Origin of the sequence: Affinundibacterium danionis (assembly GCF_042432465.1) — a bacterium.
Taxonomy (GTDB): domain Bacteria; phylum Pseudomonadota; class Gammaproteobacteria; order Burkholderiales; family Burkholderiaceae_D; genus Undibacterium; species Undibacterium danionis.
Window position 1 is genome coordinate 1 of record NZ_JBHLXJ010000003.1, and the last position, 14,121, is coordinate 14,121.

A 14,121-nucleotide genomic window follows, 5' to 3' on the forward strand; every position below is an offset into this window, starting at 1 on the left:
CATTTCTGCTTCCATCCTTAAATGGTGTCGCTCACTCAAAATACTGACAGTTCGATTCTCATTTCTGAAAATCGTCTTGCTTTGTTATTTCTTGTGAACATTTGATATATTTTAAGTTTCCTAACTATGCATCTTATACAGACTGCAGTTAGTCGCCATCACTATCAAGTGCCCACATTTATTGACTGTTAATTGTTAAAGATCTTCAATTCTTTTCTGCTTTTGCTTCGAAGCGTTGTGTTCGTCAGCAGCAGAGAAACGAGATTATGCAGCACTTCTTTATTTCCGTCAACCCCCTGTTTTTTGTTTTGATTTAAATCGTTTCTTACTACTCGATTTAAACCTCAGGAAAATCAACGCTTTACCGCCTGCACTTCTCTTATTTCACACCCGCATTTCTGCGGGAGGCGAACTATAGCAAGCCTTACTCAGATTTGGCAAGCCTTATTTGGATAAATCGAATAAATCGTTTAATTCCCTAGCTGCAACGAAAAAGGCGCTCAATACTTGAGCGCCTCATTACCTTCACTGCGGTGCGCGCGGCGCACCGTACATCTTTATCGATTATGAATTATTTATTCTGAAAATTGGCAGGTCGTTTTTCAAGAAAAGCTTTCATGCCTTCGCGTTGATCATGCGTACCAAAACTCGCATGGAACAAGCGGCGTTCATAATGTACTCCCTCAGTTAAACCAGATTCAAACGAACGATTCACGGCATCTTTGATCATCATCACTACTGGCAAAGACATGGAAGCAATAGTAGTAGCCGCGGCCAAAGTTTCTTCCATTAATTTTTCCAAGGGTACAACACGCGACACCAAACCAGCACGCTCGGCTTCATTCGCATCCATTAAACGCGCCGTCAAACACAAATCCATTGCCTTTGATTTAGAAATAGCGCGTGGCAAACGCTGGGTGCCACCGCAGCCAGGCAAAGTCGCCAACTTAATCTCCGGTTGACCAAATTTAGCATTGTCCGCGGCAATAATGAAGTCACACATCATCGTGAGTTCACATCCACCACCCAAGGCATAACCCGCCACCGCCGCAATCACTGGCTTTCTTACGCGGAGAATATGCTCCCAATTCTTGGTCACATAATTTCCTTTATAGGCATCCATATAGTTGTAATCAGCCATTGCCGCAATATCTGCTCCTGCCGCAAAAGCTTTTTCACTGCCAGTAATAATCATGCAGCCAATCTCATCGTTCTGATCAAAAGCTAGCAATGCATGTCCCAATTCGTCCATCAGTTTGTCATTTAATGCATTTAAAGCTTTCGGGCGATTTAAGGTGATCACGCCCACTTTGTCTTTGGTCTCTACAATAATATTTTGGTATTCCATCATTTACTCCGATAAATTAATGAATAGGTACATTAGTTATTTTTGATTTCAAATGTCTTAGGCAGCAATAACCACATCGCGCCGCGCTGCTTCATGCGCCCAGCCAATTCGCCTGGCTCACGCCCAAAGCCCCAGAAGAAGTCAGCACGTACTGCACCACGAATAGCGCCGCCCGTATCTTGCGCCATCATCAATCTTTGAAGGGGATTACTACTCAGTGGCATTGTAGTCGACAAAAATACTGGCGCGCCCAGTGGTAATTGCGTTGGATCAACCGCAATTGATCTTTGCGGCACTAATGGCACACCCAAGGCGCCTTTGGGGCCAATGCTCGGGTCCAGCAATTTCTCTTCTTTAAAAAACACAACACTAGGATTAGCGTTTAATAATTCTTCCTGACGGGATGGGTTTTTAGCGATCCAGCCTTTAATACCTTGAGCTGACGCCTGATCTAAAGTGAGCTCGCCTTTATCGACCAAATAGCGCCCAATCGATTTATATGGATGTCCGTTTTGATCTGCATAGGCAACGCGCACTGTTTCGCCAGTGTCCATCAACTGCACGCGACCTGAACCTTGTATCTGCAAGAAAAAAGCATCCACAGGATCATCGACCCAAACCAATTCTTTACCAGCGAGGAAAGGCAAAATATCTGCACGTGAAGCGTAAGGCACGACCTTATTGCCGACTAAGCGCCCTCGCAAACGCATATTTTTCAAATCGGGATATACACTACCAAGATCAATCGTCAATAAATCATTTGGTACCGCATATAGCGCCGTTTGAAACACACCACCTTTGCTGCGAGCCCCTTTTAACAAAGGCTCATAATAACCGGTGATCATACCTTCGGTTGCACCATCAAGATGCTGCACTTGATAAGGCAAGAAATTTGCTTCAAAAAATCCTCGAATCGAGGTTAAATCTTTTGCATCCACGCTTTTAAGCTTACTGCAAACCTCTCTCCACTCTGTTTTATTCTTCAAAGCCGAACAAGAATTAACAAAAGCAGGCCACGCCTCTCTCAGATCATCATTCACCCAACCCGGCATATCAGCGTAAGAACTTAATTTATAGGCCTGAGTGTAATTTGAAATCGGCGCTAGTTTAGTCGGCGTAGACGCCGCTACCGTTGGCGTCACCGCCGTCGTTACCGGCGGCGTTACAGGTTTGGATTCTACTGGCGTTTGCTTTGGTGGCGTGGTACAAGCGACCAAAGTCAAAACTAATGATGCTGCTAAAATGCGTTTTTGTGCAAACAATGAATTCATAAAGGATTAATTATGTGGTTATTAGCCGTCGAAGCTCTGGGCGCTTTCTGTTTATTTGCTTTTATCGTTTGGTGGACCATGTTCTCAGGAAAAAAACCATCCGATAAAAACATAAAAAAACCGAATAAAACAGATCAAAAATAAGACAATCGATTTGAGATTTAATGCAAAGTGCGCGGCAAAGATAAGACAAATTCAGGAATCACGGCATCAAATTTGTGACCATCTTCCGCCACGCAGAAATACGTACCCTTCATTGTCCCATGCGGTGTCTCCAAAGAACTACCGCTCGTGTACTCAAAGGCTTCACCCGGCTTTAACAAAGGTTGATGTCCAACCACACCTAAACCTTGCACTTCATGTACTTTATTATTCGCGTCGGTAATGATCCAATGACGTGAAATCAATTGCGCTGGAATGTCGCCTGTATTCTTAATCATAATCGTATAAGCGAATACAAAATGCGCCTTATCTGGATTCGACTGATCCTCTAAATATTGCGTCGCGACAGTTACTTTAAATTCATATTTCATAGCTATAAAACCTCGCCCCAAATATTGGCAAATTCAGCAAAGCCAGCAAAATTTACCCCAAAGCCGACCGCTAATCACCGTGAGAAAGCAATTAAAACAAGCATCTTACAAGAGCGCAGCAATCTTCGCAGGAGTAAAATATGGCTTTTACAGACATTTTGCTTCATTCTTCGAGATTTCACTATGACAAACTTCCGCATCGCTCCTAGCATTCTCTCTGCAGACTTCGCCCGTTTGGGAGAAGAAGTTCGTAACGTCGTTGCCGCAGGCGCCGACATGATTCACTTTGACGTGATGGACAATCACTATGTGCCCAATCTCACCATAGGTCCCTTGGTGTGCGAAGCGATTCGTCCGCATGTGCAAGTGCCAATTGATGTGCATCTGATGGTAAAACCTGTCGATCGCATCATTCCTGATTTTGCCAAAGCGGGCGCGAACATCATCAGTTTTCATCCAGAAGGCTCAGAGCACATTGATCGTAGCTTGCAATTAATTCGCGATCATGGCTGCAAAGCAGGTTTGGTATTTAATCCTGCCACGCCTTTGCATGTCTTAGAACATGTGATTGACAAACTGGATTTGATCTTGCTGATGTCAGTCAACCCCGGCTTTGGCGGGCAATCCTTCATCCCTCATACATTGAAAAAGATCGCTGCCGTGCGCCGCATGATTGACGAATCTGGCCGCGACATTATGTTGCAAGTCGATGGCGGTGTGAAAGTCGATAACATCCGCGAGATTGCTGCTGCGGGGGCGGATACTTTCGTGGCGGGTTCTGCAATTTTTGGTAAGCCTGATTACAAGGCTGTGATTGATGCTATGCGGGGTGAGTTGGCGCTGGCATAAACCACCAAGTTCAATCACCTAATTAATTCATCAAAGACACTGGATTCCCGCTAAAAGTACGCGGGAATGACAACTCACCATATGCAAAAATTCGCCGACATCCAAGCCGCCATCATCGACCTAGACGGCACCATGCTCAACACCGCGCCGGATTTCTTGGTCGCGATCAATCGCATGCGTGCAGAATTTTCACTCGCGCCTTTAGACCTCACGACCATTACGCATTTCGTGGGTAAAGGTTCAGAAAATTTAATCCAGCGCGTGTTAGCAACGGACTTCAATGAAGCCGAAGTCACACGGCATTTTGCACAAGCCATGGCAAGCTATCAAAAACACTATTTAGCGATCAATGGCGATTACAGCACTTTGTATCCAGAGGTACTCGAAGGATTGCAAGCACTCAAGGCGCAAGGATTACGTCTGGCCTGCGTGACGAATAAACCAATCGCGTTCACCACGCCTTTGCTGGCAAAGATGGGCTTAAGCGATTTTTTTAGTGTGGTGTATGGCGGCGATTCTTTGCCTCGCAAAAAACCTGATCCTCTACCGCTGCTGCAAGTTTGCCTCGATTTTCACTTAGCGCCAGCACAAGTGGTGGCGATTGGCGACTCTTCCAATGATGCGCAGGCTGCGCGTGCTGCAGGCTGCCCTGTCTTAATCGTGCCGTATGGCTACAATCACGGCGAGGCTGTACAAACTATTGAAAGTGATGGTATAGTCGAAACCTTACTGAGCGCTGCACAATTTTTACTCAGTAGAAAAAACCCAATAATTTCATCAAGCTTCTAACAAAATTAGAATGTTCCTCGATAAGAAACGTCCATCAACTACTCCAGGCACTTTTGAGGCCTGGCTATGGCGACGCTGGCAATCTAACTGACCAGCGTGGGCGCTTTCGTCTATGTGTCTGAGTTTTATCCAAACCCTGATGCGCGCCAACGACGTTTTTTCATCTCTCGTCATCTTTGACAAGTTTTTGTAAGTTTTCGCTGTACCGTTTCGACTGTTAATCTCCTATTGAATCATTGGCTTCGTCTAACTTTCTGACGTTTGGCAAAGATCGTGTGGAGACGCTGCGGTCAAACACATTTAACGCACAACCATCATGACTGAACTCGAATTTAAATCCTTGGCCGCACAAGGCTACAATCGTATCCCGATGATCGCCGAAGCTTTTGCCGATCTGGAAACGCCACTCACGCTTTACCTCAAACTCGCACAAGCGACCAATGGCGGCAAGAATAGCTTCTTATTGGAATCGGTCAAAGGCGGTGAACGCTTTGGTCGCTATTCCTTCATCGGCTTACCCGCTTCCACCGTGGTGCGCTCAACAGGCTTTCACACCGAAGTCATCAAAAACGCCCAAGTGATAGAAACGCATGAGGGCAACCCTTTAGATTTCATCGCGAAATATCAATCCCGTTTCCGCGTCGCCTTGCGCCCTGGTTTGCCACGTTTTTGTGGCGGGTTGGCTGGATACTTCGGCTATGATGCCGTGCGCTATGTAGAAAAGCGCTTAGAAAAAACTGCGCCAAAAGATGATCTCGGATTGCCCGACATTCAACTGCTGCTCACCGAAGAGCTCGCGGTGATCGACAATGTCTCTGGCAAATTGTATTTAATCGTGTATGCCGACCCGACGCAAGCTGAGGCGTGGAGCAAAGCTCGCCAACGGTTGAAGGATTTACGCGCGATGTTACGTCGCAGTGTGGATGTTCCAGTGACCTCAGCATCGGTACGCACAGAAGCCATCCGCGATTTCGCCAAAGAAGATTATTTGAAGGCCGTGCTCAAAGCCAAGGAATACATCATGGCGGGCGATTTGATGCAGGTACAAATTGGACAGCGCATCAAGAAGCCGTATGTTGACTCACCGCTGTCCTTGTATCGTGCGCTGCGCTCAATTAATCCATCACCGTATATGTACTTCTACAATTTTGGCGACATGCATATCATCGGTGCTTCACCAGAAATTCTCGTGCGTAACGAGCAGCTCAGCGATGGCAATAAAAAAGTTACGATACGCCCATTAGCCGGTACACGTCCGCGCGGCGCAACGCCAGAGCGTGACGAAGAACTCGCGGTGGAATTATTGGCCGATCCTAAAGAGATCGCTGAACACGTGATGCTGATCGATCTCGCCCGCAACGACATTGGTCGTATCGCCCAAACTGGCAGCGTCAAGCTCACCGAAAAAATGGTGATTGAGAAGTACTCGCACGTACAGCACATCGTATCGAATGTCGAAGGCTTATTACAGCCGAATATGTCGAATCTCGACGTACTCAAAGCCACCTTCCCTGCAGGCACTTTATCGGGCGCACCGAAGGTACGCGCCATGGAACTCATCGACGAACTAGAACCTGTCAAACGCGGCATCTACGGCGGCGCTTGCGGCTACTTATCGTTCGGTGGCGAAATGGATTTAGCAATTGCGATTCGCACTGGCGTGCTTAAAGATGGCATGCTCTACGTACAAGCGGCTGCCGGCGTGGTTGCCGATTCCGTGCCTGAAATGGAATGGCAAGAAACAGAAAACAAAGCGCGTGCGATGCTCAGAGCCGCGGAACAAGTACAAGATGGTTTAGACGGAGAAATATAAATGCTACTCATGATAGACAACTACGATTCCTTCACTTACAACCTCGTGCAGTATTTTGCTGAATTGGGTGAGGAAGTTCGCACGTATCGCAATGATGAAATTACGCTGGAAGAAATCGAGGCGATGAAGCCTGATCGCATTTGTATTTCACCTGGCCCTTGCACGCCTTTAGAAGCGTGCATTTCTGTACCTGTGCTGAAACGCTTTGCGGGCGAGATTCCTATTCTCGGTGTTTGCCTTGGCCATCAAAGTATCGCCGAAGCCTTCGGTGGCAAAGTGATTCGCGCCAAAGAAGTCATGCATGGTAAAACTTCACCAATTGCCCACACCGGTGTTGGCGTATTCAGCGACTTGCCTAGCCCTTATACGGTGACGCGTTATCACTCACTGGCGATCGAGCGCTCCAGTTTGCCAGACTGTTTAGAAGTCACGGCATGGACCGAAGACGGTGAAATCATGGGTGTGCGTCACAAGACTTTTGATTTACAGGGCGTGCAATTTCACCCTGAATCAATTTTGTCAGAACACGGTCATGCATTGTTGAAGAATTTTTTATTGGGAAAATAAAATGACGATCTCACAGCAAGAAGCTTTAACCCGCCTCATCGAACATCGCGAAATTTTCCATGATGAGATGTTGTCGCTGTTCCGCAAAATCATGGGTGGAGAAATGTCGCCAATCATGATCGCGGCGCTCACCATGGGACTACGCGTCAAAAAAGAAAGCATAGGAGAAATCACTGCCGCAGCACAAGTCATGCGTGAATTCTCAACCAAAGTACCGATGGCGAACACCAAGAACTTGATTGATATCGTCGGCACCGGCGGCGATGGCGCGCACACTTTTAATATTTCTACCGCGTCGATGTTCGTTACCGCAGCAGCAGGCGCACGCGTTGCTAAGCATGGCGGTCGTAGCGTGTCATCTTCATCAGGTAGCGCAGATGTACTCGAATCGCTGGGTGTGAATATCAATTTGCAACCTGAGCAAATCGCACAATCGATAGCGCAAACCAATATCGGTTTCATGTTCGCACCGAATCACCACGCAGCGATGAAACATGCAGCACCGGTGCGACGTGAGCTCGGCGTGCGTACGATTTTTAATATTTTGGGGCCGCTCACCAACCCCGCTGGTGCGCCGAATATTTTGATGGGTGTATTTCATCCTGATCTGGTTGGTATTCAAGTACGTGTCTTGCAACGCTTAGGTGCGCAACACGCGATTGTCGTTTGGGGGCGCGACAATATGGATGAAGTTTCACTCGGCGCACCTACGATGGTCGGCGAATTGGTGAATGGTGAGATTCGTGAATACGATATTCATCCTGAAGACTTTGGCTTACAAATGGTTTCTAACCGGAGCCTTAAAGTGTCGGGCGCTGATGAGTCTAAAGCACGTATTTTAGATGTACTGAACAATGTCGCCGGTCCAGCAACCGATATCGTTAGCCTGAACGCGGGTACGGCTTTATATGGCGCAGGGATTGCCGATTCAATTGCCGATGGGGTAAAGAAAGCACAAGCTGCAATCGCCTCAGGAGCCGCTTTGGCGAAATTAAATCAATTGGTGGAAGTCACGCATCAGTTGGGAAAATAGATAATTCAAACGCAGAATCATAGAGCGGGTGCAACCCGCGCCGCCAGGATATCAAGCACCTGAGCGGCGCGGGTTGCACCCGCCCTACACGATGAAGATTTCATGGCGTTTTCTATCAGCGCATTTCAGGAACAAACATGTCAGACATACTCAATAAAATTCTCGAAGTCAAAGTAGAAGAAGTTGCACGCGATAAGAAGGTGCAGAGTTATACCAGCTTGCGTGCCGATGTTGAAACCAACAAAGAAGCAAAACAAAATTTACGCGGCTTTGAAGCAAGCCTGCGCAATAAAATTGCAAATGGTGAGGCAGCAGTGATTGCAGAAATTAAGAAAGCATCGCCATCCAAGGGAGTGATACGCGAGAATTTCATACCTGCCGATATCGCTATCAGTTACGCCCATCATGGCGCTGCATGCTTATCCGTTTTGACCGACGAAAAATTCTTTCAAGGCGCACCCGACTATTTAAAACAAGCTCGCGCTGCCTGCACTATTCCTGTGCTACGCAAAGATTTCATGATCGATCCGTATCAAGTTTATCAAGCCAGAAGCTGGGGCGCAGATTGCATTTTATTGATCGTTGCAGCACTCGATCATGGCCTCATGGCAGAGCTAGAAGCCTGTGCACACGAACTCGGTATGGGTGTTTTGGTTGAAGTGCATAACGGGGAAGAACTCGATGCGGCACTTAAATTAAAAACGAATTTAGTCGGCATTAATAATCGCAACCTTCGTACGTTTGAAGTGAGTCTTGATACAACCCTACAGCTATTGCCACAGATTTCAAGCGATAAACTAGTAGTGACGGAATCCGGCATTTTCACGCGCGAAGATGTAGCTGCGATGCGCGCTGCGAACGTACATAGCTTCTTAGTTGGCGAGGCATTTATGCGTGCGCAGGAACCTGGAGTAGAACTACAAAAGATCTTTTCCTGAGTTTGACTGGAATCTACTCTGATCTAATCTGACATCTAATCTGACAGTCAGCCTAACAAAACAGGTGGCTGTCAGATCGGGACGCAACTATTACAAATTACAAACTTGAATTAATCTCGTTTTAGCGTATGCGCTTAGCAGGCATCACAGCCCCACCCTGAAATAAAGTCAGACTCGTTGCGCGACCGTTGGTATCGACGTCCATTTTAATTTGTGCATCAACGACTTTTAGATAGAAGTTTTTAGCATCTTTAGCGAAGAGTTCAAACTTAGGTTGATTCGTCGCTTGAGCGTAAAATTTTTCACCCTCTCGACTCAAGCTTAGAATGAAACTCGGTGTGATCGCATAGTCGCCCACATATTGATCCAGGATCTGAGCTGAAACTAGACTGTCACTCTTACTTTCAACTGTAGCAACGGCAGCAGCAACAGAACTACTCGCCGCCTTTTCTTCCAACCGGACGGCTTTCATTTCTTGTCCAGCTTGATGCAAAACCAAACTCGCCGCTTTTCCATTCACATCTGCATCAAAGCTGACCCAGGCATCCACATCATTCGAGATAAATTCGCGAGCTGATTTTGCATGTACTTCACCTCGCGCCTGATTCGTCGCCTGCACAAACAATTTATCGCCCTCACGACTCACCGTCAGCACCATGCCTGGCATGAGCTGATATTCTCCAACAAAGCTCTCCAAGGAATTGGGATCTACTGCTACCTTGACATTCTCTGTAGGTGCTTTGGGTTGCTTGATAAGTTCAAAGCGCGCATCGAGAATATGACGTCCGATGTCATCGACTCCTTCATTGGCCGTATTGGATAACACTACAACGCTGACTTTACGTGCTGGACTAAATCCAACGAAACTGCGAAACCCACCCGTGCCACCGTTATGCCAAACGATGTTCGCGTCATGAAGTTTCAGGGTATGCCAACCCAATCCAATCGAGACATTGGGGTTCTCTGTCGGGGTAAGCTTTGTGAGCATAGACTGCATCGCAGGTTTCAATGAAGTCTTCACCAAACCAAGATGTGCGCCAACGAATTGAAGCATATCGTTAGCATCTGAACGCAAAGCCCCCGCCCCCGCTAAAGTTGGAATATCTCAATTCGCAACTGGATTTAGACGCTCATTGTGACCGATAGTCATACGACTTTTAAGATCGGCATCAAGCGCAATCGTCGTACTGTTCATTCCCAAAGGCTGTGTGATTCGGGTTTTGATCAGCGTTTCAAAATCACTCCCAGCAGGCATGGCTAACACCTGCCCAAGGATGCCAACGCCAAGGTTAGAATACTCATATTTTGCGCCGATATCACGCGGTAATTCGTAAGTCGATAAAAATGTGAGTAGCTGTTCCACGCTGTAATCCGCATAGGGATTTGCTGGATCAGCAGGATTCAAATTACTCGGCAAACGCGGCAAGCCAGAAGTGTGATTAGCGAGGTCGATTAATCGTATCGATTGACCATTTCTTTGCGGTAGTTTGACACCGCTCGGCAAAAATTTAGAGAGTGGATCAGTCAGCGCGACTTCACTCCGTTTTACCATATCGGCTAAGAGTAAAGAGGTAAATACCTTAGTCACCGAACCGATTTCAAAGAGTGAGTCAGGCGAGATCAATTCAGGTCGCGCTTGATCAAATTTGCCATAAGAAATAAAGCGAGTACCACGCGCATCAATGATGCCCACTACTGCCCCCACACCTCGCTGCCATTGACCGATACGTTGCTCCAAAATTTCCCTCACCTGCGCATCACTGATCACTGTAACTCTTGATGTCACAGCAGATTTCTTCTTGACGATATCTTTGATTGGCATAGCATGCGACTGACTCATCGTGTTCATCGTGCTAACTAAACTTAAGGCTACGATGATGAGTTGCAAAACGGTTTTCTTTAACATGGTCTTTCCTTATTTGTGTTTATAGTTATGAAGATGTTTACATTTTCATTTCAACGGGCGCCGCATATCCGATCGCCAACTTAATGCGCGCGTTGAACGTCAAATAAATCAACAGTATCTGAGTGACTACGCTCAAGGCCACAGCAATATTGATTTGAGTCGCCCATAGGCTAGCTGTGAGATCGTTGATCATGACCCACAGCACCACCAAAGCACCACCCAACATGGAAAAGACGAAGTTGGCAATCACCTCCCAACGCCTAAATGAAGGACCAAAAACGTCATCAAGAAAGTGCTTCTTTCTGCGAATGCTATAACGCAGCAGCACCGTGGTAATCAACAGCACGAAGCACACATACGTCACTCGATAGAGAAAAGTGTTCATCTCAATTTGTTGATTCGAGAGCGCAACAACATAAGCGCCGAACACAAAGAGATAGCAACCCACACACAATGCCGTCCAAAGTGGGTGCACATAATCACGCAAATTGCGCCGAGCGAGATTGGCACTGCGTTTAGCCGCCAAAGGTATCTTCTTCGCAATCAGAAAATACATCGCGACTACATACACAGCCAGCAACAACTGCCAGACAAAATTCGGCATTATTGTGTAGAAAAATAGCTTCGCGTCACTCCTATCGTCCGGCATCGAAAATAGGCTAAACAGCCAAAACGCACCGATAAGGTACATCATAAACTTGGCATATTTGGGTTGTGAAAAGCGCTTGTAGAATGTCGGATTATCTCGTACCCAAGCCACATTTTTATCCAAATAAATCTTATTAATCAACGCCAGACAACTGCGCGTACTGAGCCAAAACAACACCACAATTTGACTCACCGCCAATGCAACAATAATCCAATCATTCATGCCAATTCTCCTAATTTTATTGACTGATCGCAGCCTTAAACGCCGCCTGAATTTGCTTATTACTCATTCCCTGTTCACGCAAGCGTGCGACCAACTCACGCATCAAGAGAAGTGCATCCGTTTGATTGTGCTGCTCCACATGAGATGCAGCCTCGCTATGAATAAACGTACCTTTAGTTCCCGCAGTACGAATCACGCGCTTACTTTCCAAGATTTTGTACGCCTTCGCCACGGTATTGTGGTTAAGCGACAAATCACTAGCCAACTGCCTTATCGAAGGCAGTGCCAAGCCTGCCGCCAAACGACCTTGTTGTGCACCCAGTTGAATTAATCTCACGATTTGTTCATATACAGGTTCACTACTGTCTTCATCAATTTCTAGGTCCATAGTTCACGCCTTTGGTGATTAGCTCATCAACATTACTTCTAGTATCTTCTTGTACTATATCGAAGCAGTACAAAAATACGCCGAGTTATTTTGATTGGCAAGTAAATTGTTTTGAATGAAAAATTATTTTGCGAAAGAATGCGTCGCACTAAGAGATCGATAATAAGAGACCGATCGCGCCGTAATTTTAAAAAATTCTAAGATTTCTAAGTAGGGGCTCAAGGCACCGGAAGCGAAAGCGGTAATTGGCAAGCAGTGTCATTCTCGTAAACAACGCTCAGCATGCTGCATTGCAAAAGAAGAATGATGGAACGCAGTAAAATTGGAACGAGGGATCTAAGCTATCTGGGCTCGTAGGATGCGTTCTATGTCGTCAACATCAAGCGTGTGGTTCGTATTCGTCAATATCTCTAAATTAACACGTAATTGTCGCCATTCTTATTGAGACTAACTCTTTGGAAGAACATGTACGCCATTAAATAAGCGACATCCATGCTCGGCAATTCCATCTACAATAATTTTAAATGCTCCCCTTACTTCTTACCCATACGAATTAACTCAGCACGTGGGACAGGATAATGTTTTAATTCTTCTTGATATTGTTTGTACTCGCCTTCCACGTTCATCTGGCTAAACTTACGGGACGCACCTAAATCATCAAGACACAATTTCATGACGTCTTCTTGAGATTTTTTCTTCGCTAGTGCTTTATTTGCCTTATCGATCATCAATCCACGGAAGGCATCACGATCATCTTGAATAGACTGCGTTCTTACCTTATCCCAGCCTAGTTGTTCTCCAATTTTCCCAGATAAAATGACTTCAATCATTGAAGCATTTTCGCGTTGTAACTGACTCGCTAAATCTTCACAAATCGCGCGCCTGTTTCCATCATTCAGCGCACTTCCTTTACAAGCATTGATAATCGGTTTATAGCTTGGCATCGGTATTTTCGTCGTGATATTGAACGCTAAATCCTGCAAACGTGCATGCGAAATACTATCGCTCTCGGACAGTGTCTGATTGTGTAACTGCGACAAAATATTCGTTTGCGCATCAAAACGTTTTGCTTTTGAAATTTTATATAGGGCATCAGCGATGGTACTTTGATTTTCTCCTTCGCTACCTTGACTTAATTCTTGCAGTACGTGTAACCACGGAATACCGTTTTCGGGATCTCGACTCGCCCACTGCGCGGCATTCACTTGGGTGCAAAAACCGTCTTTTTTTGAAGGTGAGCTAGCGCAAGCATGAAATGCGGTGGCATATAAGCTTGGGTCTTTAGAATAAACCGCCATTTTCGCCACTGCATCGACGTTCGCTCTACTAGCGGACATTTGCAAGCGACTTAACTCAAGCTGGCAAGCGTCGTTTAATTCACAATGGGGATGGCCTTGAAAATAAGACTCTCGCGCATTCCTTTGCTCAATCTCGGCAGACAGTAGTAAAACCGTCGCTTTTTGTAATGGGTCACCAGTCGCCGCTATCTGCATCAAGGTTTCTTTAAGCTTAGGATCGGCCCGACGTAAATACGCGTACATCACACCCCGAGTATCCGTCGCTATTTTCTGGGGATCGTTTTTACTCATAAAATCATGACAAACCTCTGCATCACGCCTGTCACTATTCGCTGTTGCGCTTACGTCTGATAATACTTTTACTCGGTCAATCTCGTTTCGATTGGCGGCAGTCATTGGTGCCAGCAATTGCTCAAACCACTTAGGTGATTGCTCGGTCGGATTAGCTACGCTCCGACCTTGATGTTCATCAGCTGCCAAGCACACATACAATAAACATAGAAACAATACGAGCACC

The 14,121-nt window shown here is 46.2% G+C and carries 13 protein-coding genes and 1 pseudogene; 6 read left to right on the plus strand and 8 right to left on the minus strand.

All coding sequences use genetic code 11. The annotated features are described in order from the left end of the window. Nucleotides 1-571: 571 nt before the first annotated feature. The 3 genes from ACFFJH_RS02710 to apaG all read right to left on the minus strand — a co-directional run bounded on the left by ACFFJH_RS02710 (nucleotide 572) and on the right by apaG (nucleotide 3,152). Nucleotides 572-1,348 carry an enoyl-CoA hydratase gene (locus ACFFJH_RS02710; RefSeq protein ID WP_390210262.1) on the minus strand — a complete coding sequence of 259 codons (777 nt, stop codon included), beginning with the start codon at nucleotides 1,346-1,348 and terminating at the stop codon, nucleotides 572-574. 32 nt (nucleotides 1,349-1,380) lie between these two features. Further along, nucleotides 1,381-2,619, minus strand: coding sequence for a murein transglycosylase A (gene mltA / locus ACFFJH_RS02715; RefSeq protein ID WP_390209903.1), 1,239 nt, complete (start codon nucleotides 2,617-2,619; stop codon nucleotides 1,381-1,383). Nucleotides 2,620-2,780: 161 nt separating this feature from the next. Beyond that, the gene (gene apaG, locus ACFFJH_RS02720; RefSeq protein ID WP_390209905.1) at nucleotides 2,781-3,152 is read right to left on the minus strand and encodes a Co2+/Mg2+ efflux protein ApaG; all 372 of its coding nucleotides are present in this window, start codon (nucleotides 3,150-3,152) and stop codon (nucleotides 2,781-2,783) included. Between the two features lie 183 nt (nucleotides 3,153-3,335). Here apaG and rpe point away from each other — a divergent pair, with 183 nt between their 5' ends. The 6 genes from rpe (at nucleotide 3,336) to trpC (ending at nucleotide 9,141) form a co-directional block, all read left to right on the plus strand. Beyond that, on the plus strand, nucleotides 3,336-4,001 hold the full coding sequence (gene rpe / locus ACFFJH_RS02725; protein WP_390209908.1) for a ribulose-phosphate 3-epimerase: 666 nt from the start codon (nucleotides 3,336-3,338) through the stop codon (nucleotides 3,999-4,001). An 81-nt stretch (nucleotides 4,002-4,082) separates the two neighbouring features. Further along, entirely contained in the window at nucleotides 4,083-4,790 is a 708-nt protein-coding gene (locus ACFFJH_RS02730) for a phosphoglycolate phosphatase (protein ID WP_390210263.1), read from the plus strand. Between the two features lie 316 nt (nucleotides 4,791-5,106). Beyond that, the gene (gene trpE, locus ACFFJH_RS02735) at nucleotides 5,107-6,603 is read left to right on the plus strand and encodes an anthranilate synthase component I (protein WP_390209910.1); all 1,497 of its coding nucleotides are present in this window, start codon (nucleotides 5,107-5,109) and stop codon (nucleotides 6,601-6,603) included. Further along, nucleotides 6,604-7,170 carry an anthranilate synthase component II gene (locus tag ACFFJH_RS02740; RefSeq protein WP_390209912.1) on the plus strand — a complete coding sequence of 189 codons (567 nt, stop codon included), beginning with the start codon at nucleotides 6,604-6,606 and terminating at the stop codon, nucleotides 7,168-7,170. It begins immediately after the preceding gene. A 1-nt stretch (nucleotide 7,171) separates the two neighbouring features. After that, nucleotides 7,172-8,203, plus strand: a complete 1,032-nt coding sequence (trpD, locus tag ACFFJH_RS02745; protein ID WP_390209914.1) for an anthranilate phosphoribosyltransferase — start codon at nucleotides 7,172-7,174, stop codon at nucleotides 8,201-8,203. Nucleotides 8,204-8,340: 137 nt separating this feature from the next. Further along, entirely contained in the window at nucleotides 8,341-9,141 is an 801-nt protein-coding gene (gene trpC / locus ACFFJH_RS02750; protein WP_390209915.1) for an indole-3-glycerol phosphate synthase TrpC, read from the plus strand. A gap of 121 nt (nucleotides 9,142-9,262) precedes the next feature. On the opposite strand, the gene ACFFJH_RS02755 is transcribed toward trpC, so the two are convergent. The 5 genes and pseudogenes from ACFFJH_RS02755 to ACFFJH_RS02775 all read right to left on the minus strand — a co-directional run bounded on the left by ACFFJH_RS02755 (nucleotide 9,263) and on the right by ACFFJH_RS02775 (nucleotide 14,084). Continuing rightward, nucleotides 9,263-9,613 (minus strand): DUF3471 domain-containing protein, encoded by a 351-nt coding sequence (locus ACFFJH_RS02755; protein WP_390210264.1) that lies wholly within the window; start codon nucleotides 9,611-9,613, stop codon nucleotides 9,263-9,265. 27 nt (nucleotides 9,614-9,640) lie between these two features. Next, nucleotides 9,641-11,047 (minus strand): annotated as a pseudogene (locus tag ACFFJH_RS02760) (serine hydrolase); the annotation flags it as partial. A gap of 37 nt (nucleotides 11,048-11,084) precedes the next feature. Further along, a complete protein-coding gene (locus ACFFJH_RS02765) occupies nucleotides 11,085-11,918 on the minus strand; it encodes a hypothetical protein (protein ID WP_390209917.1) in 834 nt (277 codons plus the stop codon). 16 nt (nucleotides 11,919-11,934) lie between these two features. Further along, nucleotides 11,935-12,306, minus strand: coding sequence for a GntR family transcriptional regulator (locus ACFFJH_RS02770; protein ID WP_390209919.1), 372 nt, complete (start codon nucleotides 12,304-12,306; stop codon nucleotides 11,935-11,937). 533 nt (nucleotides 12,307-12,839) lie between these two features. Beyond that, the gene (locus tag ACFFJH_RS02775; RefSeq protein ID WP_390209920.1) at nucleotides 12,840-14,084 is read right to left on the minus strand and encodes a hypothetical protein; all 1,245 of its coding nucleotides are present in this window, start codon (nucleotides 14,082-14,084) and stop codon (nucleotides 12,840-12,842) included. Nucleotides 14,085-14,121: the final 37 nt, after the last annotated feature.

Bases quoted from the DNA above. Each gene is read 5' to 3' on its own strand.
- ACFFJH_RS02770 (WP_390209919.1), bottom strand. From the start codon at position 12,306: ATGGACCTAGAAATTGATGAAGACAGTAGTGAACCTGTATATGAACAA.
- trpD (WP_390209914.1), top strand. From the start codon at position 7,172: ATGACGATCTCACAGCAAGAAGCTTTAACCCGCCTCATCGAACATCGC.
- ACFFJH_RS02730 (WP_390210263.1), top strand. From the start codon at position 4,083: ATGCAAAAATTCGCCGACATCCAAGCCGCCATCATCGACCTAGACGGC.
- trpE (WP_390209910.1), top strand. From the start codon at position 5,107: ATGACTGAACTCGAATTTAAATCCTTGGCCGCACAAGGCTACAATCGT.
- rpe (WP_390209908.1), top strand. From the start codon at position 3,336: ATGACAAACTTCCGCATCGCTCCTAGCATTCTCTCTGCAGACTTCGCC.
- ACFFJH_RS02710 (WP_390210262.1), bottom strand. From the start codon at position 1,348: ATGGAATACCAAAATATTATTGTAGAGACCAAAGACAAAGTGGGCGTG.
- apaG (WP_390209905.1), bottom strand. From the start codon at position 3,152: ATGAAATATGAATTTAAAGTAACTGTCGCGACGCAATATTTAGAGGAT.
- ACFFJH_RS02740 (WP_390209912.1), top strand. From the start codon at position 6,604: ATGCTACTCATGATAGACAACTACGATTCCTTCACTTACAACCTCGTG.
- trpC (WP_390209915.1), top strand. From the start codon at position 8,341: ATGTCAGACATACTCAATAAAATTCTCGAAGTCAAAGTAGAAGAAGTT.
- ACFFJH_RS02755 (WP_390210264.1), bottom strand. From the start codon at position 9,613: ATGAAAGCCGTCCGGTTGGAAGAAAAGGCGGCGAGTAGTTCTGTTGCT.
- mltA (WP_390209903.1), bottom strand. From the start codon at position 2,619: ATGAATTCATTGTTTGCACAAAAACGCATTTTAGCAGCATCATTAGTT.
- ACFFJH_RS02765 (WP_390209917.1), bottom strand. From the start codon at position 11,918: ATGAATGATTGGATTATTGTTGCATTGGCGGTGAGTCAAATTGTGGTG.